13 protein-coding genes and 5 pseudogenes are annotated in these 18,094 nt (G+C 57.0%); 10 read left to right on the top strand and 8 right to left on the bottom strand.

Annotated elements, in window-relative coordinates; translation table 11 throughout:
* From BKP54_RS35620 to BKP54_RS34120, 7 genes and pseudogenes are all read left to right on the top strand, one after another.
* Window positions 1-119: pseudogene (locus tag BKP54_RS35620) on the top strand (IS1595 family transposase); the annotation flags it as partial.
* A gap of 178 nt (window positions 120-297) precedes the next feature.
* Complete coding sequence (locus BKP54_RS34145) at window positions 298-969, top strand: NUDIX hydrolase (protein WP_348626789.1); 672 nt, start codon at window positions 298-300, stop codon at window positions 967-969.
* Window positions 970-1,079: 110 nt separating this feature from the next.
* Window positions 1,080-1,193 (top strand): annotated as a pseudogene (locus tag BKP54_RS34140) (LysR family transcriptional regulator); the annotation flags it as partial.
* Between the two features lie 836 nt (window positions 1,194-2,029).
* The gene (locus tag BKP54_RS34135) at window positions 2,030-2,455 is read left to right on the top strand and encodes a hypothetical protein (RefSeq protein ID WP_210190581.1); all 426 of its coding nucleotides are present in this window, start codon (window positions 2,030-2,032) and stop codon (window positions 2,453-2,455) included.
* A gap of 147 nt (window positions 2,456-2,602) precedes the next feature.
* Window positions 2,603-4,399 (top strand): hypothetical protein, encoded by a 1,797-nt coding sequence (locus BKP54_RS34130; protein ID WP_084815658.1) that lies wholly within the window; start codon window positions 2,603-2,605, stop codon window positions 4,397-4,399.
* A gap of 27 nt (window positions 4,400-4,426) precedes the next feature.
* On the top strand, window positions 4,427-5,377 hold the full coding sequence (locus BKP54_RS34125) for a hypothetical protein (RefSeq protein ID WP_128090570.1): 951 nt from the start codon (window positions 4,427-4,429) through the stop codon (window positions 5,375-5,377).
* A gap of 98 nt (window positions 5,378-5,475) precedes the next feature.
* Window positions 5,476-6,021 carry a papain-like cysteine protease family protein gene (locus BKP54_RS34120; protein WP_084815657.1) on the top strand — a complete coding sequence of 182 codons (546 nt, stop codon included), beginning with the start codon at window positions 5,476-5,478 and terminating at the stop codon, window positions 6,019-6,021.
* Window positions 6,022-6,547: 526 nt separating this feature from the next.
* Here the strand turns inward: BKP54_RS34120 and BKP54_RS34110 are convergent.
* The 4 genes from BKP54_RS34110 to BKP54_RS34090 form a co-directional block, all read right to left on the bottom strand.
* Window positions 6,548-7,117 carry a hypothetical protein gene (locus BKP54_RS34110; RefSeq protein WP_084815655.1) on the bottom strand — a complete coding sequence of 190 codons (570 nt, stop codon included), beginning with the start codon at window positions 7,115-7,117 and terminating at the stop codon, window positions 6,548-6,550.
* Between the two features lie 162 nt (window positions 7,118-7,279).
* Complete coding sequence (gene rsgA, locus BKP54_RS34105; protein WP_041692954.1) at window positions 7,280-8,320, bottom strand: ribosome small subunit-dependent GTPase A; 1,041 nt, start codon at window positions 8,318-8,320, stop codon at window positions 7,280-7,282.
* A 774-nt stretch (window positions 8,321-9,094) separates the two neighbouring features.
* Window positions 9,095-10,801 (bottom strand): adenylate/guanylate cyclase domain-containing protein, encoded by a 1,707-nt coding sequence (locus BKP54_RS34095; RefSeq protein ID WP_025430920.1) that lies wholly within the window; start codon window positions 10,799-10,801, stop codon window positions 9,095-9,097.
* Window positions 10,802-10,985: 184 nt separating this feature from the next.
* On the bottom strand, window positions 10,986-11,840 hold the full coding sequence (locus BKP54_RS34090) for an NAAT family transporter (protein WP_198956912.1): 855 nt from the start codon (window positions 11,838-11,840) through the stop codon (window positions 10,986-10,988).
* 391 nt (window positions 11,841-12,231) lie between these two features.
* Here BKP54_RS34090 and BKP54_RS36980 point away from each other — a divergent pair.
* Window positions 12,232-12,566 (top strand): annotated as a pseudogene (locus BKP54_RS36980) (LysR family transcriptional regulator); the annotation flags it as partial.
* Between the two features lie 400 nt (window positions 12,567-12,966).
* Here BKP54_RS36980 and BKP54_RS36975 read toward each other — a convergent pair.
* The 3 genes from BKP54_RS36975 to BKP54_RS34070 form a co-directional block, all read right to left on the bottom strand.
* Window positions 12,967-13,266 carry a hypothetical protein gene (locus BKP54_RS36975; protein ID WP_025430918.1) on the bottom strand — a complete coding sequence of 100 codons (300 nt, stop codon included), beginning with the start codon at window positions 13,264-13,266 and terminating at the stop codon, window positions 12,967-12,969.
* Between the two features lie 187 nt (window positions 13,267-13,453).
* Window positions 13,454-14,539: a nucleotidyltransferase family protein gene (locus BKP54_RS34075; RefSeq protein ID WP_025430917.1), complete on the bottom strand. Its 1,086-nt coding sequence runs from the start codon at window positions 14,537-14,539 to the stop codon at window positions 13,454-13,456.
* A complete protein-coding gene (locus BKP54_RS34070; protein WP_084815654.1) occupies window positions 14,526-15,632 on the bottom strand; it encodes a serine kinase in 1,107 nt (368 codons plus the stop codon). Before BKP54_RS34070 ends, BKP54_RS34075 begins: the two co-directional genes overlap by 14 nt.
* A 477-nt stretch (window positions 15,633-16,109) precedes the next feature.
* Between BKP54_RS34070 and BKP54_RS37420 the strand changes: the two genes are divergently transcribed.
* Both BKP54_RS37420 and BKP54_RS36240 read left to right on the top strand, forming a co-directional pair.
* Window positions 16,110-16,454, top strand: a complete 345-nt coding sequence (locus BKP54_RS37420) for a LysR family transcriptional regulator (RefSeq protein ID WP_348626788.1) — start codon at window positions 16,110-16,112, stop codon at window positions 16,452-16,454.
* Window positions 16,370-16,565, top strand: a pseudogene (locus BKP54_RS36240) (hypothetical protein); the annotation flags it as partial. The gene BKP54_RS37420 and the pseudogene BKP54_RS36240, both read left to right, overlap by 85 nt.
* Before the next feature lie 785 nt (window positions 16,566-17,350).
* Here BKP54_RS36240 and BKP54_RS34045 read toward each other — a convergent pair.
* Window positions 17,351-17,613 (bottom strand): annotated as a pseudogene (locus BKP54_RS34045) (zinc-binding dehydrogenase); the annotation flags it as partial.
* Between the last annotated feature and the right edge of the window lie 481 nt (window positions 17,614-18,094).

The raw sequence follows: 18,094 nt of genomic DNA, 5'->3' as shown, positions 1-18,094 counted from the left end.
CGCGAGTGCCGCCGGCGCTGCAATTGCTGCAAATCTTTCGCGCCGCGACCGGCCGTCAACTGCGCAGAAGTCCGGATGGTGGGATCATCGTCAAATCAGCAGTTGCTGTCTTTGGTTGATAAGGGCCATGTATCGAGTGGGACTGCCCGAACAACCGGGGCATGCGAGACAAGACGTCCCTTGCCGGGCATTTGCTGAACAATGGGGAAAGATCGAGAATTCGAGCGAATGGATCCGCTCCCTCGGGTTGGTGAGCAGGACGTGGTGCCGTCAGATCACCCGTCATGCTCGAGGCGGATGGCCAGCCGCGAGTTCGCTTTGTCGGATTGGTATGCTCAGGGGGCGGTCCAAGTTGTCCTGGTTTTTCGCCTCGCGAATAAGTTTTCAATCGGTCATTGCATGACGATCCGTCACAGAACTGTCATAAACGCTCCGACGCTTCTCGCAAAATTCAAAGGCACCGCGATGACAGAGCAGTTCCGGACGGCCGGCGGCGCGCCATTGAAAGATCAGTCCGGCGGTCCACGAACGCGCGTCGCTCAGGCGGGAGCGATCTGCTATCGAACCTCTGCAGAAAGATCGACCGAAGTGCTCCTTGTCGCCAGCCGCCGGAACGGCCGCTGGGGAATACCGAAAGGCCGTATTGAGACAGGAGAAACCTCAGGCGCGGCGGCTGCGCGGGAAGCGATGGAGGAGGCCGGCGTCAGGGGACGCATATCACAGGCGGCAATTGGCTCATTCATTTATACCAAGGATACCAGCCGCTTGACCTATCACCTTGACGTGCACTTGCTCGAAGTCCGAGAGACATTGCTGGATTTCCCCGAGAGACAAAGCCGCAAGCTGCAGTGGGCCCCGTTTGAAGTTGCTGTGCAGGAAATCTTTCATCCGAGCCTGCGAGAATTGCTACTGATGCTCCCGAGTGAAATCCAGATGGGCGGCTTCCTCGGAGGCAGCCTGTCTCGATAATAATACTCCGCAAGTGAGCCATGTTTTCGAACCAGTATTCGTCTGATGGCCTCCTCACGCCGTTCGACGGCGTGACACGGCTGTGGCTCGAACGTCAGAACAATCATGCAAGGGGTGTCGACTTCCGCATCGGTCTTGGGGTCGCCTGGTCGAAGGAAGATCCAACGGCCGCGAGTGGCGACATCATCGATATCGCCCGGTCGCTGGTCAGGGTGGGAAGGTGAGGGGACGAGTGCCGACGGTTGCGTCTAATGCGACGCCGCGATCGAGCGGAGCGGCTTGCCGGGCCTAGGCTTCCCGGATCCCGGCCGTTGGCCGTCGCGATGCTGATCCTCCGAGACGAGGCTCTTAACCGGTCAAACCGTGTGCGAACGGGCTGTGGCAGCGCTGTAGCTGGCGCCTGGTACGCTCGTTAAGAGTGCTGTGCTCCTGAGTTTGACAGTCCCCAAGAGCCGCAGACGACAAACCGGTTGGTTGGGATAGACACCACCCTTCCGCGCCGAGCTCTGCCGATGAGCCGCTCACGAACGGTTGCGGTGTGACGGACGAAACAGGGCTTTTGTCCAAGCCTGCTGCCCCGTTTACGAGCATATCGATCGGGAAAGTTCGAGTGTGTTGGCGAGACCAGCACACCAACGCGATCAACTCTTCTTGGCGGCATTGCGAGCCCGTCAAAGTGGTTCAGTTCGTAACGTTCTGTTTTGACGCGTCGCACACTCAAAAACAACTATAACTTGTAAATTGCATTGCTAAATCAATTTATGAGAGTCATCGTCGTCAGGTGGTCTTCGAACTAATACACGGACCTGTTGCGGTGCCATCGATGTACGCAAAGCCATTCGGCAATGCACTGGCATCACTTCATCTAACCTTTTGCAATAATTGAATTTATTTAGATGATGGAGCGTTCCAGATGAATGCCGAGCACTATGCGCAAGTCATCCAATATGTATGGGGTTACGTCGGTGCAAGATCCTATTTGCTTCAGGGCGATCTGCAGACAGTGGCGCAGAATATCTCCCGCCTGCGATTGGACGGGCCCGGGATATACTCCCTTTGGTTGAAGTCTTCATTCCACGAAAACAAATACGTTCCGACCTATGTCGGATTTACCTCGCGGCCGATACAAACGAGATTGGGCGAGCATGTCCGGTTTGGAAAGATCGGCGAGCTTTACTCCGGATTGCCCGACGGTGCGACAACGACAGGTGGATTTGGCGTTCTTGCGCTGGAGCTTCCCACGCCGATGGCGCGCGCAATGGAATCTGTGTTCCTGGAAACCTTCGACTTCGCGCAGAATATAGCCGACAACCTTTTGTCCCGCGCACTGCGGCCGTGGACCGTCGACGCTGATCTTTCCGAAGATGCGCCGATGCCTGAAAGCGCTGGGGATATCGAGGCGTTCAACGAGATCCTGACGGCAATCTCCGACCAGCTGGGCGCTCTACAGCAACTGCAGGGAAAACTGACGGAACTGAAAGGCTGATCCACCAGTCCTTCGCGCGACCTCACGGCCTAGTCGGAACGCAACCATCTCTCCGAACATCTTCTTACTCGCGGGCTTGCCGGGCGGACGCTCACTCGCTCGGCCCAACACTCTTGCTCTCATCTGATCCGAAAAAGGAGAACGTCCATGCCTGGAATTTCAGCCGAGGATTCCAATGCCATCGTCACTGTCGATCATCGCGAATATAGCCTCAGGACCGTGCCAGCCTTCGATGATCCGCTGGTGCAGCGAGAGGCAAAGGCGGTCATGGGCCAACTGAGCCTTAAGGATGTGACCCAGAACCTGGATCTGTCCGTGGAGTTGTTCCATGTGGCTTATAACGGCGTTGCTGGCGCCAAGGGCGGGGCATTGCAAGCCGATATCGCCGGTTTGCAGAGCCGCCTGGCGATGCTGTGCAACGACTGCGTTATCACGATGACCTCGTTCGAAGCCGAGACCCGCAACATCATCGACCTTTTGCAGCAGTCCTACCGTTGGTTGACAAAGGGGCAGGAGCCGCTCGCGATCAAGAAGCTGGCGCATTGCAAAACGTGCTCGAGCAACATGTCGGAAAAGGCCGGCGTGCTTGCCGACAAGTTCAAGGGCCTGCAAGTGGAATCCAGCAGAGCGAAGTCCAACACCATTCTAGAGGAGGCCAGCGAACGAGACCGATTGCTGGCCGCTGAGAAGGCGGAACGAGAGGTGATCGCGAAGCAGAACGCTGAGCAGGTCAATCAGCAGGAACTCGTCAGCCAGATTTCCAATGCACAGACGCTCTACGAGGAAGCCAAAACTCGTGAAGAAAAGGAGGCAACGAAAGCGCTGGTGATGGGTGTCGTTGGCGCGATCACCGGCGCGATCGGCGCCGGCCTTGGAGCGTTCACGGCATCCCAAAATCCGGTCGGGACGGTCTTAAACAAGGCCGGCAATGCCATCGAGAAGAACGATCGGATCACCTCCGCCAAAGCCGGGACCGACGAAGCCAAGAAGCAGTCCGACGACGCGCAGAGGAAGTTTATCGAAGCTCAGGACCAGCAGTCGGGCAAGAAACTCACCAACGACAAGATCAAGTCCGAGCTCGATGCGTTGAACGAAGCTCTGGTCAAAATGGAACAGGACGGCAAAGCCAAGGATGACGACATAGCCGCATTGAAGAAAAAGCGCGATACCAAAAAGGAGGATCTGGCGAAGGCAGCCGCGGAGCTCGACAAGATGGCGGCGAAGGTCGACGCACTTGAGAAGGATGCGAACGCCGCGACCAAGGCATATGCAGCAGCTGGGGCGGCGCTCAAGGATCTGGCAGCCGCCACCAATCAGATGGCCAGCAAAGCTGCAAATGCGGAGGACTCGATCCACGAGGAAAAAATGAAATTCCTCAATCAGAAGATTGAACTTGAGAACCAGAAGCGGGCGTCGCTGGTCGCCATGGCTGGCTACGCGGAATCCCTGAAGAATCTTAAGATTGAGGAGGGTAACGCGACCTTGTCGGTCGATTCCCTGCACAGCGCGATCGATGCACTTGGCAAGATCATCGGCACGTTGACGAACGCATCGCTCTTCTGGGATCAGATGTCCAACTATTGCGGTCGCATGACCAACGAGGGCTTTCAGAGAGATATTGAGGACTTGAAGGAACTCGACGCCAAGGACCGGCTCGCCGAGTACCAGGCTCCCGAGTTCATGAAGACCTTCCTGATCTACATGTGCCAGTGGGTCGCGTTGAACGGTCTGTCCGGTGACTATCTGAAATCCGCCGGCGCAGCGCAGGCGAAGGCGGTGAAGTACCTGCAGGATTCACCGACCATCGAAGAGGCCATTCGCCGGGCGCCGGAGCTAGCTAAAAATCTCAGCATCATCGTCGAGCAGGACCTGTCTGAATCCCGCCGTGCCACCATCGAACTCGAACAGCAGCGTGCTTTGATCGAACAGGCTCGCGCGGCCTGATCCTCAATGCTTGCAGGAGACATGATCATGAACAACGTTGCAATCGCAGGGAATGAACAGACCGGCAGCCAGCAGGTTGTCGAATTCAAGACAATTCTCCAGCAACTGACGCAAGCCTCGGAGCTTTTGAAGGAGCAAAAGACGGAGGAAGCCACGGCATCGATTTTGGCGATGTCGGATACCGTGGACTATCTGCACTCCCAAGCCAAGCTTGGTGAGCGCATGTATGCCAAGGAGCAACAGGTTACGTCCGAGCTCGTGAAATCAATCATTTCCGACCTGGGTCTGTTGAACCAAAAGATCACCGGGATCCAACAGGAGATTGCCAAGGTCAGCATCGAGATCCACAAGGATGAGCAAGACGCTGAACTTCTCAATCAGCGGATCGGCCAGTTGGTCGATCAGATGAGAGCCGCCGAGATCGAACTCGCCCATCATCGCCGAAAGCTGGACGAGCTAAACGACAAGTCGGCGGCGAGTATCGTCAGGTCAATTTTTTGTCTCGGGCTCGACCGTGCAATCATGGGGATCATCACCCTGGTCGATCAGGACGAGGCCCGGATCCGCTCGCTGAACGACGAGAGGCAAAGATATCGGCAAGAGCGTGAAAATGACGAAGGGCGGCTCAATGCAACCCGTGACCTGTTGTCGAGCTTGCAAAGCCAGCGGGATGAGTACACCCGCACCATCAAGCAATTGGAGGTGGCGGAAGACACTCTTCACCAAAATGAAAAAACGGCCCGGCGTAAGCTGGCGTACTTTACGGACATCTCTCTATTCTACGGGAAATTGCAGGCCATGTGCGAGGGAATCGAGACCAACATCGCTTCCGTCGCTGACGTCGTCCAAGAGTTGAACGACGCTCAACCCCGGATCGTTGACATTGATGCGTCCGGTTCGGAGCTAATTTCGCTCAAGGCTGCTCTCTACAAGTTTGATGCCTTGCTCGGCAGCGAGCCCATCGACGCACTTTTCTAGAGCGCGAGTTGGGGGGGCGGGATCCGCCCCTCGATCTCCTTTGTTTCCAAAACACAATTAGCCGTCTTGATTCAGTTTGTTTCTGGAGGAAATCTGAGATGCCGTCAGTCAGCAATTCCCCGACTTTGATTGCTCAGGAAACGCCAAGTTGGTGCTTCGCTGCAGCCGAAGTGATGGTGCGGCAATATTACGGTTTGCCGCAGATGTCACAATACGAAATAGCACGGGCTAGCACCGCAGCGCTTGCGGAGGCCGACTTGAGCCTCGGTGAAAAGTGGGACCTGGCTCAGGTGCTCGACAGCTCAGCTGACGTCACCGAGGATGTTGGCGAAAACCACAAGAGCAAAATTGTCGAGCTGGTGCGCGGTCAATGGAATGCCTTCAACCATGACGCCACTGGCGGGCAATTCATCGCCAAGCCGACCTGGGAAGATGTCCGCGCAGAAATCGATAACGACCGCGTATTCGTCGTGGGAAGCACGATCCACTACTACGTCGTGTCCGGGTATTCCGATGATGGCAAGGGCAGGAGGCTTTGGGTCCAGGACCCTTGGCCGGCAGGTAGGGGAGGTCAGAAATCAGTCCTCCTATTCGACGAGTTCTTAGTTGCCGAAGGAAAGGTATGCATTGTGTTTCGGCAATAGTCAGTTGTTGCATTCGAAACCTTCACCGAAACCCGTGCGACTGGGCGTTCGACGACATCATCGATCGCTGGTCAGGGCGGGCTGGTGAGGCTGGATGTGCCACATCTCTGCGCGCAGACAAGGTATTTGCCGAAACGATTGCAATGCGTGGATACGCGTCACCGGCTAACCTCGTTGAAATTTAAGAGGCAGCATTTTACTGCCGGAAACATCGGCGTCACTGGTTCAATTCTCGTCAAGGCGATCATTGGCATTTCGGCCATCAAGCCGAAGGCTCGCAGGGGCGAGATCGGTCAGGCACAGGGCCCGCTTTGCTTGTCCGACCACCGTCATGGTGCAACGTTTGTGATGATCGAGATGGCCGCGTGCGGCGTAAGCAACAAGCTCGCCACGCTGAATGAAGCATCACACCACCCCCAACCAAGCGGGAGCCGCCAACGTGGAAAGCTACCCACGCGGGTACGATTCCCATACTAACGATGAAGAAAGAAGCCGAAGAAAATGTGATGAAAAGCGCGCACAGAAGTCATTTACTCATAATCTTCGACTTGAGGTGATCGGTGGCGAGACCGACTTCCCGCTGGTTCCCGAGCCTAATCGCATCTACCAGTGCCAGGTATTCATAAAGTCGCTCGTCTTTCAAAGCGGCCTCCGGCACGCTTTTGAAAAGCGGATCGACCGCTTGACCCATCTCTCGTCCAGCGGAGTAGGGCCAGACGTAGTTATAGGTCCCGCCGCTGACGAGAAGCTCTTGAAGCATCGGCGCAGCAAACGCCGTGGGAACGCCGCGTTGTATCGGCCCCACCTGTGCGGGAAACACGAACCTAAGGCCATGGGTGATGAACTCGAAAAGGTTTCGCCGATGTGGCCGTGGTTCATTGGAGCGACTATCTTTCCGCGCGATCCCGGAAGCGATGCTTCTTTTGATCGACTGCGCGATTTCGGATTTGCTAATCCCGAGCAGAGCTTCAAGATTTCGCACCGAATAAGGGTCGCCCCCGAGGGATTCAGATCGCAGTTGATCTGTACCCTTTGTCAGTTCCTGGTCTTGCAGGCTCAGTAGCTTCAACAGGACGATTATGTCTTGGCTCTTCATGGCGACTGTCCTCTGTCCTAGGACTGAGGACGCTAAGCACGAACTTTCCCGCTTTGTCAAAGCCAGAGTGGCCGAGAGATTTTAAGCATTGACAAACAGGGCGCGTCACCGAGTTGGCTACTACCGAGATAGCTGGTCGATTCCGTTCAAGGCGTGAGACCTTCAATATTTCTTTTTGCGAACGATCTTGTTGCCGCGTGGTCCGCTGATGACAGGTGTCCTGTCACGGTTTTCAGAAACAAGACTTCGCCAGCGTTCAATGCGGTCGGCGGCCAAAGTGCCGCTTTTGACAGCTGCCTGAACCGCGCAGCCCGGTTCATGCGCATGGGTACAATCGCGAAATCGGCAAAGCGGTGCCAGTTCCTTTATGTCGGAAAAAAGCGTGTCGATCCCGTCGGTGATATCGCTGACGTAAAGTGTTCTTATTCCGGGCGTGTCTATGACCCAGCCGCCGCCCGGAATAGCATGCAGCGAGCGCGCGGTCGTGGTGTGACGGCCTTGCGCGTCATGTTCGCGAATAGTCCCGGTTTTCTGCTTTGAGTCAGATGCAAGTCTGGTCAGCGTGTTCACCAACGTCGACTTTCCTACTCCGGACGATCCCACCAGGGCGATCGTTTGGCCAACGCCGCACCAGGAACTCAAAATGGAGCTTGCATCGGCAGAGCGTCCATTCAGGGCAACGACAGGTAGGTCACGCTGCAAAGCCTCGGCTTTGGCCTGAAATATGCCAACGTCGTCCGCGGTGTCAGCCTTGGTCAACACGATTACCGGTTTGCTGCCCGCCTGGTTGGCCATGATTAGGTAACGTTCTAGCCGGTCAATATTGAAATCGGCGTTGCACGACGTCACGATCAACAGTGTGTCGATGTTGGCAGCAACAAGTTGTTGGCCACGTCCGACCTCCGGGCGTCGCTTAAACACGGTTTTCCGGTCAAGCCGTCTGACAAACATGTCGGACCGAGGATCGGCAAGCACCCAATCGCCCACTGCGAAGTCACCCGTATTGGCATTGGCTGGTAGCTCTAGCCTGACCGACCCGGTAGCGCCCATTGCCTCAATGCGTGCCCGGTGAACCGACGCGACGCGCTTGGGTACGAGGTCTGCTTCGGTCGACTTCACCTGATCCGAAAAAAAGCCAGACCAACCAAGCAGTTCCAATGCTGAGTGGGGACAGGAGTTCGTCAAATTTTGCTTCGCATTCATTGACAAATTTTGCCTTTGATTCTTGCAGGCTTCCTGCCTAGTTGCGCTGATGATCTCGCTTTGGCAAAGAATTTGCGTAAGCAGCAGCCTCGCCGGAGTAGGGGAAATGGTCCCCTAACTGACGGTCACCGTCATAAACTTTGAAGGCGGGTCCATCGATTTCGACGATCTTATACCCATTCACGTATTCAAACTTTGGCGTTTTCCAACCCATAAATGCTCTCCAGTTTCGGTCCAGTGTTTCCAAACTCTGAAAATGATGTCCGGCCGTCATACTTCGCAGTTAATCGCAATATCACGCGCCTGCACAAAAGACGAACTAGCCAACGCCGGTTCGTACCCCATCAAGAGAATAGATCTGATGGTCGGCTTCCGGCCCGTTGCGGACATTTGCGATCAATGCGTTCAACGGCCGCTTCGCGCCCCCATTTCGGCCGTTGAAGCAGACCTTGCACCTGCCGGAACGCAGACAGTGGCTAGTTTCAAGGTAACGGCATCTTTGCGCCGCCGATAGCGGAAGTAAGCGTCGTCGCCTTCATGTCTCGGCGAAGCTGCTTAAATATTTCGCAAAGCATCCTGTCTTCATTCTGGGCTAAGGGCTCTCGCCACCATGATGCAAGGCGGTCCAGCGGAAGTCATGCGAGACTCGGGCTGGTTTACGCGTTTTGTGGAGCGTCTGAAGAAGCTTGGCACTGCGATCCAGACCGCCGTTCTCGCGCAGCGCATATCCGTTGATCAAGTCCTCGAACGCGTCGGGATTGTCCCCACCCGCTGTCACATCTCCGGCAGGCCGGCCTTTCGGAAGCCGTCGACAAAGTGGTCTCGTACAGATGCATCGCGCAGCGGCTGGGAGCTGAGCCAATGGCCGATCGTGAAATGAGGGTGGGCGATCAGGAACAATTCTGCCTCTCGCCGCGCCTCCTCACGGTGGCCCAACTGCGCAAGCGTAGCAGCCAGGAATTTGCGTGAGTTGGTACGATACGTGTCTTTCCTGCGGAGTGTAGCGGTTGCCGCCTCATAGTCACGCGCGGCGTATTGCGCCTGCCCAAGATGACAAAGATACCAGCAGGTTGGATAGGGATTGAGCCGCAGAGCTTTTTCGATCTGCGCTAGTCCGTCGGCAACCCTGCCGTCCAGCACGGACATGTCCGACATGGCGGCCCAGGTGTCGGCGTGGTTGGGGTCCAGCTCCAAGGCCTTGGCGAAGGCGGCCTCCGATTCCTCCCATCGCCGCTCATAAGCCAAAATGGTCCCCAGAACGTAACGGCAGCCGGCATCGTTGGGATCTAGGTCGACCGCCTTCTGCGCGAACGTCGTCGCCATCCGACGGTTAGGATCTTCGGGCTCGCCGAAATGAGTCCAGGCAAGCCAACGGTTATAGGCGAGCAGACCGACCGCCTCGGCATATGATGGCTCGAGCTTAACCGCGCGTTGGAGCAGCATATAGGCCTCACGCTCAGTTTGTGGCGACTCTTCCGTCAGGAGGCGGGCGCGCACACACAGATCATACGCCTCAAAGTTCTTCGGCCGATTGCGCTGCGTCGGGATGGTCAGCCGGCCGACGAGGGCTTCAACAATCTTGGCGTTAACTTCATCCTGTAATTCGAAAACATCTTCCACGGTCCTGTCAAACCGGTCGCCCCACAAGTGCTGGCCGCCAAGCGCGTCGATCAATTGGGCATTGATGCGGACACGGCCCATTGCGCGTCTGGCGCTCCCCTCGAGGACGTAGCGGACGCCGAGTTCCTGGGCGACCAGCCGTACGTCGACCGGCTTGCCCTTGTAGCCGTTTACGGAATTGCGCGCGATGACGAACAGGCCAGCCGTACGGGAAAGGTCGGTGATCAGGTCTTCGGTCAAGCCGTCGACGAAAGGCGCGTCCGCTTCATCCCCACTCATATTCGTGAACGGCAATACAGCGATCGAGGGACATTCGGGCAGCGGCAATATGCTCTGCAGCGCATCCGGCCAATGCCACACGTGGACCGGGCGAGTCAGGTTCTTTAGGTAGCGTTCGCCTGCATCAAAGAACCGGTCGCCGATCTTGCCGACGATCTCGCCGTGAACTTTGGCTGAAATGCAGATACCTCCCGGTGCGGCCTGCGTCTCAAGGCGCGCCGCGACATTGACGCCGTCGCCGAGGACGTCTGAACCGTCGTCAATGACATCTCCCAGATTGACGCCTACACGCAAAAGCAGGCGCCGGTCTCCGGAAGCCTCAACAGCAGTGGTGGCCCGTTGCATTTCCAACGCTGCTGCGACCGCGTCCACCGCGCTACCGAATTCGATTAAGAAACCGTCGCCCATGACCTTGAAGATGCGACCGTTGTGGCGCATCACAGCCGGCTCGATAACGCCAGAACGGAGTTCCCTGAGGTTCGCCAGCGTTGCGACTTCATCAGCCTCCATCAGGCGTGAATATCCCACCACATCGGCAACGACGATGGCGGCAAGGCGACGCTGAAGAGATTGATCCGTCATTTGAGGACAAGCCTAACGACCGAGTTCGCAAGTTATTGTTCAACCGCGGGTGAGTCAACAAGTGGCAAGATGTCCAGGCGATCGCCACCTCCATCGAGCCGTCATCCTTCTTTGTGACCGACGGCGCATGTACGACCTCGCCAAGGATACGCGGAACCCTTCGGCCGGGACGGCCGCATTCTGATCAGTGAAGTCGGACCAACGGCACGCCAATCGGCGGCACGGGACCCGCTATTAGCACGGATCTCAACAGTTCATTTCCGCCCGACCAGAGTATCTGCAACCCAAGGCAAAACAGTATGAACGCGGACAGCCTTATGGCGATGTCGGTGCCCCCTTGGCTGAGAAACCTTTGGAGGCGATCCGCATAGGAATAGCAAAGCAGGATTGCCAGGGTAATTACGGCGATGGCAAGGAGGCCAGCCAAGACAAATATTATCCGGTGCGCAGGGTCGGTAATCGTCGCCTCGGACAGCCCAATGCTGATGACGACGGCGATCGAGCCTGGTCCGGTAGTCAGTGGCAGGGTCAGCGGATAGAATGCCTGATCGAGCAAACTGGTTTGAGGGGCTCCGTCCACCGTTCCTTCCAGTTCCTTGTGACTTCCTTCATTGAGAAGATTCCACCCTGATACGGCGACAACGAGCCCGCCGGCGACGCGAAGGATCGGTATCGAAATTCCGTAGAACTGAAGGATGAGCGCGCCCAAAAGGAACGAGCATACCAACAGGGTGAACGAATTTATCGCGATGCGCCGCGCAAGGATCGCGCGGATCTCGGGAGTTGCGCCGCTGGTCAAGCCGAGAAAGACAAGCGCGGAACCCGGCGGATTGACAATCGGAAAAATCGACGCGAACACTAGGACGAACGTGTTGATGGCCGCGTTCATAGGCTTTGGAATGCCTCCAGGTGGCCGGCTTCCGGAGAAACGCGAAATAGCCGTGCCGAGATACGCGCCTTGTTTTTTGCGATGCGCGTCCGCATATTGCGCACATGCGTCAGACGGGTCAACTACCAGTGCCGGGGGCCCGAGCAGCAATAGCCACAGATTTCCAGCGCTGACCTGGCAGCATTGTCCCTGCTATCGTGAAGTGTGTTTGTCACAAGGGTCATAGTCCATCAATCACGCCGTCGTCAGACCTGCGTCGAACTACGAAAGCACCGCGTTAGCGTCACAGATCTTCGGACGTTGGGACGCTGCCTGTCGACCACATCTTGAGCAGGGCCTTATAACCTCCTTGGGTACCCTACTTCGGACAAGGAGAAGGCCGGCTTGGCTTTCCTGAGACCCTGTCAGTCGAGGGCGCAATGCGCCGTCGTGACGTTGCCGCGATCCATTGTCCTGTTCTGCCCTCGGGATACTGGCTACGTGTAATGTCGATTACAACCGCGGAACAATCCGCACCATGGTGCCAGAGTGCGGACCTATCGATTGTTTCTATCGCCAGTGGGCACGCGACATCGGTCAGGACGACGAAGTGGTTTTGGAAACCGTTTTCGAATGCTCAAGTGCCGCGGGGATCGTCTCGGCGGTCAAACGCGGCTATGGGTGTGGCGCCCTTGAGCGATTCGCGGTGAGATGGTGGTCATCAACAGTCGCCTGCCCTCTGCGCCGGCGTTGGCCTATGTCATCCGACGGGCTCGCAGATCGAGAAATTCGGCACTCGACACCTTGATCGTGCAGATGGAAAAAGAGATCAGCCGCCATGGAGGTCTAACGTTGGCGAGCCGATTTCTTAGCGGAACGCGACGATCGAGGATCTGATATTGGCAGGTACCCCAATTCCGGAAGACTTCAATGGCGTTGGAAGCGTGATGAGCAGGTGGGATCCCGTACGTGCGCCAGCGCTCGGAACGGTCTAGACAGCGCCATCGTCTGACATTGCGAGCGTGGCGATCCGACCCCGTTGACAACCTTGCGATGACTTCGACTTGCGGTCAGTTCACGAGATCAGACAATCGCTCTTGCAGCGCCAATGGGTAATCGACGACATCCAAAATCCTTTTGAGCGTTTAGACTTCGCGAGCGGAGCCATTTAAACGCGATGATACGACTGGTAAGTGGCTATCTTAGGGACTGTTCAACACGACAGACCACCGGTTTAGTTGAGGGCTGGTTTCGGCAATGTTCCAGTACGCGAACCTGTGACCACTTAAGGCCTGAACTACCGGACCCCGTTTTGCTTGGTGCTGCTCTGCGACTTGCCCGCCCCCGGGCCGCCTTTCGATACACCGCCCCCGTGGCTGCTTCCTGGATTTGTCGGATCCGGTCCATTGCCCCAACCATTGTTGCCCTTAGTACGGCCACCTCCGCCGGATGCCGCAATCGCCTTCGACGTCAGGCTAGTGGACAGAAGCATCGTCACGACAGGCGGGGTTACGACTGCAAAGCGGCCGCAGTCCTTCAGGAATTCGCGCCGGTCTTCGTCGCTTCGAGACTGCGAGCCGTCGGCTTTTTCGGACATACGTGTTCTCCCAGCGCCTAATGTGATCAATAATACATTAGTATATTGCGTTATTCCAGCGAAGCTTTGGCCTAGGTCTGGGCCTTTAAGGTGGTCGGAGGTGACTTGCTTTCATCCAAAAGTGCACCTCCGGTTTGTCACTTCGCCTACCTCAATCAAAGCGCGCTCTAACAGATTCGAAACAGCCCTATAGTTTGCCAAGCGGCTTCGGGCGAAAAATGCGTCGCAACTCGCGAACCTTTCGCTCAGTCTCCTGGCGCAAGGAAGGATAGGGCTCGCCACCGAAGCGATCCCAGGAACGGTAGTGGGCAAGTTCCGAGATAAGCGTCAGGAGCGTGAGCGGGCCCGCAAGATAGTCGCGGCCGAGCTGAAAATGCCGCCGGGCAAACTGGATCCTGGCCATCCAACCCACCCCGATAGTAGCCGGCCGGTCAAGTCCGAGCAGCGCGTCGGCCGTCACGATTTGCGTATCCACAGCGTTTCTCTCATAACCGCTCGCGAAGAGCGCTCTCAGCTCATTCCAGTCGATCGGTGACGTGCGGGAGAGCTTCGCGATGTCCAGAAGGTGGCGCAGGTCCACCAGCCCACGCCAGTAATCCCCGTCCTGAAACTGATCGTGCAGAAGCAGGAGGACGATCTGCGCAAGGGGCGTTGGTACGCGCACGCGACTACCGGCAATATCTAGCGCGCGGCTATCACGGTGGAGCCATTCTGCGTTACCGAAGGAGGACGGCCCCCTCGGTCGACACTGAAGGTCAATGCTCCCGACATACGTTGGACGGACCAGAACGACCGGGAGATGGTATTTTGTGTTTCCTGGCCAGGAGCCTTCGCCGGCTGCAAGCTCGATCTCGTATCCGACATGGCACAATGTTTCTATTGCGGCGGCCATGTTTTCCGGACGGACAAGAATATCCAAATCGGTCAGGATGCGGGCGCCGAACTCTTCAGGGTCTGCACTCACGAGAACCGCTGTTCCCTTCATAACGACCGGTTCTATGCCAATGTCGTTGAGACGGGCGCTCGCCTCGATCAGTTGCGCCTTCAGTCTGCAATTCCGCTCAGCGTTGCGCGCGTAGATCATTGCCAGGTAGTTGCTGACGTCTTCAGGCAAGCCCTGCGTTTTGGACTTCTTTGCCGCCGCAGCGAGAGAGGTGATCGTCAGGCTCCTGTTCGCAAGAGCTATGATCGCGTCCCAGTTCGCGTCTTTTGGTATCTGCCCATTGAGGCAGCAGGCGAGCGTAAGGAGGTCGTGCCTGCTATTGCCTGTCATGAAGGCGGCTCAAGGTTTCTACGGCCTCGTCGAGGGCAGAGTACGTAAGTTCGACGGCGCGCGCCCCTGAAACCATCTGCAGGAGCCGCTGAAACTGCGGCAAAGCGAGGCGGCGCTCAGGCGTGAAAGCACCGGCCAGCAGTTCCGAAAGCACTTTTGGGGCCTCAACGTCTGTAACCACGACAGGTCCCTTTCGGCGACGGCGGAGCAGTACGATGGCTTCAAGCGGAACCCGTTCCTGTGTGGCATAGCAAAGCCCTTTCGGATAGCGGACGCGCTTGTTGTCAAGCCGCCGATGGATAGGTGCCGCCAGAATGGCATCCGTCATTTGGTCGAGCAGACCCCAAGAACCCTGCTTGAGTGCCGGCGAGAAGGGCACGCCCACAAGCAGGCCATCTTCGTCCAAAAGGGCGATGTCATCCCCGCCGCAGGCGAAACCTGCTGCAAGCAGCGCCATGGCGAGCGTGGTCTTGCCAGCCCCCGGCGCGCCACTGATTAACAGGCCTCTGGCCTTCCTGACGAGCAATGCGGCGTGTAGCGCGATGTTCGCTCCAAGATTCGCAAGAACGTCGTCTGTTATCAGCGCCTTAAGCGCGGGGGCAGCTTCCGAGCCGGCGACGATCATTCCTGAGGTACGATTTCGGCTAATGCATACGCGATCGCCAAGCCGCGCCACGTCGTAGATAGCCGTGTGTGGCGTGTCGGCGTTCGTCCTGTTGTGGGCGAAAACGGGGAGAATGAGATCGCGAAGATCTTGATCGTAAAAGGCGATCGATACAGTGGTACCGGCGAAATCGAACTTTCGGGTATCTAGTGGCTGGCCCTCATCCTCATCGAAAATGATCTCCAGTAGATTGCGTCGTGACCAATAGGCCAAGTAATTTTGCACCGACGCATGAGCCCGGGCCCGGCTGGCGCCACGCGCCATCACCGCGGTTTCCAATTCATGAGGCGACGTGAGGTCGGTGAGAAGGCAGGTAAGATAAGCGCTCAGCTCATCGAGCTGAAAAATCTGCTGCGACGCCTCGTCAAATATTGTCTTTCGCTCGCCAAGCAGGAAAAAACTTGCACCGGCGGAGAGGCGGAACTTCATTCCTATCCCATTTGCGTTCGCCACAGACAGTCAATCCACATTAACGATCGAAAGTACGGTTGCAAGGGTGTCCGGTTCTCGGGAGTCGGTCGGGAGCTCGGTAGAGCGCCGAGCACGAGGATGATAAAGGCGAGGCGGACAGCCCTTATCTAGGCGGCTGTCGGTCGGTGTTGGAGTACTCGCGAAGAGCCATTGATGGGCACCTCAGGGAGATGTCATATCTTACCGAACAGACACGCCCCTGGGTCCTGCGGCCCGATTCCTAGTCGATCATTCAGAGGCAGGATACTCATGAACCCGTCGCCGCTGGTTAGGCGCCTGGCCACTGAACGCGGCATAACTAGAGGTCCACCAATGTATCGACTGGGACGCAGCAGTTGCGGCGATGTTGTCTTCCCGACACTAGGAAGACTTAGCCCTTAGTCAATCTTACACCGGGGCCGCCGTGGGGCCGCAGGACCCTCTTCGAAGAAGACGATGCCTCGCGCCTCATACACCCGTTTGATTGCCTCGACAGTGACAGGCTGTGGGCCTCTTGGGCCAGCCTCGTCTTGTTCGACGCGGCTCACGGTGTTTGCCGTCACCTTGGCAAGCTCCGCTACCTGCGTGTTCGCGCACGCGTTTTTTTCCATAAGACGAGGCCTCATGGATCTTCGCCAGCTGAGCTATTTCGTGGCGGTTGCCGAGGAGCTGCATTTCGGTCGGGCGGCAGCACGGGTGCATATTGCCCAGCCGGCCTGGTGTCGGCCGGTCTTGGCATCGGCTTTGCGCCGGAATGGACGCTGGATCTGCCCAGCCGCAATTTCGAGCTCAGGAAGGTGAGGGGGTGTCGACTTCCGGATCGGGCTTGGGGTGGCTTGGTCCAAGGACGATCCAACGGCCGCCGGTGACGACATCATCGATATCGCGCGGTCGCTGGTGAGGGCGGGCAGGAGAGATGAGTGGAACAACGACGGTCGATTCCCTTGCGAACCGTATATCAGCGCCATCTCGCGTGGAAAAGACGCGAGTGTAGCGGCATTTGCGTTGGCGGCGAGAGTGGCCCCGAAAAGTGGCATTTGCCGGCGACGTTGCGCTGCCGGCAAGCGCGGCACTAGATCAGTTCGATCTGGACTTCCTTCAGGGGCCCGTGTCAGCGTCGATGTCAGAGGTGTTGATGCCGAAACGGCCAGCAACGGTTTTTCGATTTTGCCTTCGGCGACTTTCTTGTCATTCACATAAATCGCGGCTGATGCAGCTTTGCTGCATTCGCAGAGGTTTGGCCGCTGTCGTCCAAATCGACCGCCTCGCCGAGAGGTGTAGCTGCGATTGTCTTAATCTGTCGAGCGAGAGCCGCAAGCTTTTTTGCAAGGTCCTGTAATTCGATCGGTGAAGCCGCGCCCTCGCGGGTGTCCTTGACGCTAGGTCCGTGCACGGTGTCGTCCTCTCTCCATTGGACATAGGCACAACGTATATTTCAAAATCGGAATATAAGGCTACCTCTCAAAACGCGTTCTTATTGAGGTACACAACCAGGGGTTTGATTTTGCAAAGGTGGCTGTCGCATTGGCAATCCATCGATCGTCTCGTGTGCGTGGAAGGCTGTCGTTTGCAAATGCGCGTGTTTAGTTTGCCGCGCACCGTAATAGGCCAAAGCGTCCGTGATGTACCTGAACGCGTCAGGCGTCTGGCCCAACGCAGGCTGCTCCGCTTATTTTTGTCATCTCTGACTTGGTCCATTAAGGGATCAACAAGAGCTTGCCAGCCGTTGCCCTGCTTTCCATGTCGCATGGGCCTGGCGCGCATCTGCAAGTGAATATGTGCCGCCAATCGTCACCTTCAACGACCCGTCCTCGATCCAATCGAAGAGTTGCTGGCTCCGAGATCGTAGAAGTTCGGGTGTGTGAATGTGATCGAAGAACGTGGCGTAGCCTATCTTGATGCTCCGCGGCAGGCTCATGATATCGAGCGGCCCCGGACCTCCCAGAACGGGCCCAAACCAACGGGCTGATCGTTGATCAAGCCGTTAGCGATTGTTCTTACGACAGAGAGAGAGAGAGAGAGAGAGAGAGAGAGAGAGAGAGAGAGAGACGAAGTTGATGTCGTCCGCACAGTCCTGCACTCGGTACAACATCACCGTACGCCTCCGGTGAGGCTTGCAATTACCTACATCTGAGCGCCGCTGCTATTTCGGTTCCGAGACGAATGTCTGTCAGCCGGCTGAGGCCGCGCCAGACGACCGTATTTCCCGGTGGCGGATCTGATGTTCTTGCAAGGTAACCACCTAGCCGGACGTGCGGACGAGCATTGCGCAGTTTGTTCCCGCTTTGTGCGTTTAGGATCGCATAGTGTAATCGGCCTTTATCAACCAAAGACAGCAAGAAGCTTGATGCTCAAGGGCTACCATGCGATTCTTCGGGCATGATCAGAAGGAGACGAGAATGTCGGAGATGCTTGCAGCGCTTACCAACATTCGGACCGCG

This window comes from Ensifer sp. 1H6 (genome assembly GCF_001976035.1).
Classification (GTDB): Bacteria; Pseudomonadota; Alphaproteobacteria; order Rhizobiales; family Rhizobiaceae; genus Ensifer; species Ensifer canadensis.
This window is presented reverse-complemented; position numbering and strand designations above follow the sequence as displayed.

Excerpts from the sequence above, each read along its gene's own strand:
- BKP54_RS34145 (WP_348626789.1), top strand. The coding sequence starts at position 298 with ATGGCCAGCCGCGAGTTCGCTTTGTCGGATTGGTATGCTCAGGGGGCG.
- BKP54_RS34130 (WP_084815658.1), top strand. The coding sequence starts at position 2,603 with ATGCCTGGAATTTCAGCCGAGGATTCCAATGCCATCGTCACTGTCGAT.
- BKP54_RS34125 (WP_128090570.1), top strand. The coding sequence starts at position 4,427 with ATGAACAACGTTGCAATCGCAGGGAATGAACAGACCGGCAGCCAGCAG.
- BKP54_RS34120 (WP_084815657.1), top strand. The coding sequence starts at position 5,476 with ATGCCGTCAGTCAGCAATTCCCCGACTTTGATTGCTCAGGAAACGCCA.
- BKP54_RS34110 (WP_084815655.1), bottom strand. The coding sequence starts at position 7,117 with ATGAAGAGCCAAGACATAATCGTCCTGTTGAAGCTACTGAGCCTGCAA.
- rsgA (WP_041692954.1), bottom strand. The coding sequence starts at position 8,320 with ATGAATGCGAAGCAAAATTTGACGAACTCCTGTCCCCACTCAGCATTG.
- BKP54_RS34095 (WP_025430920.1), bottom strand. The coding sequence starts at position 10,801 with ATGACGGATCAATCTCTTCAGCGTCGCCTTGCCGCCATCGTCGTTGCC.
- BKP54_RS36975 (WP_025430918.1), bottom strand. The coding sequence starts at position 13,266 with ATGTCCGAAAAAGCCGACGGCTCGCAGTCTCGAAGCGACGAAGACCGG.
- BKP54_RS34075 (WP_025430917.1), bottom strand. The coding sequence starts at position 14,539 with ATGACAGGCAATAGCAGGCACGACCTCCTTACGCTCGCCTGCTGCCTC.
- BKP54_RS34070 (WP_084815654.1), bottom strand. The coding sequence starts at position 15,632 with ATGAAGTTCCGCCTCTCCGCCGGTGCAAGTTTTTTCCTGCTTGGCGAG.
- BKP54_RS37420 (WP_348626788.1), top strand. The coding sequence starts at position 16,110 with ATGCCTCGCGCCTCATACACCCGTTTGATTGCCTCGACAGTGACAGGC.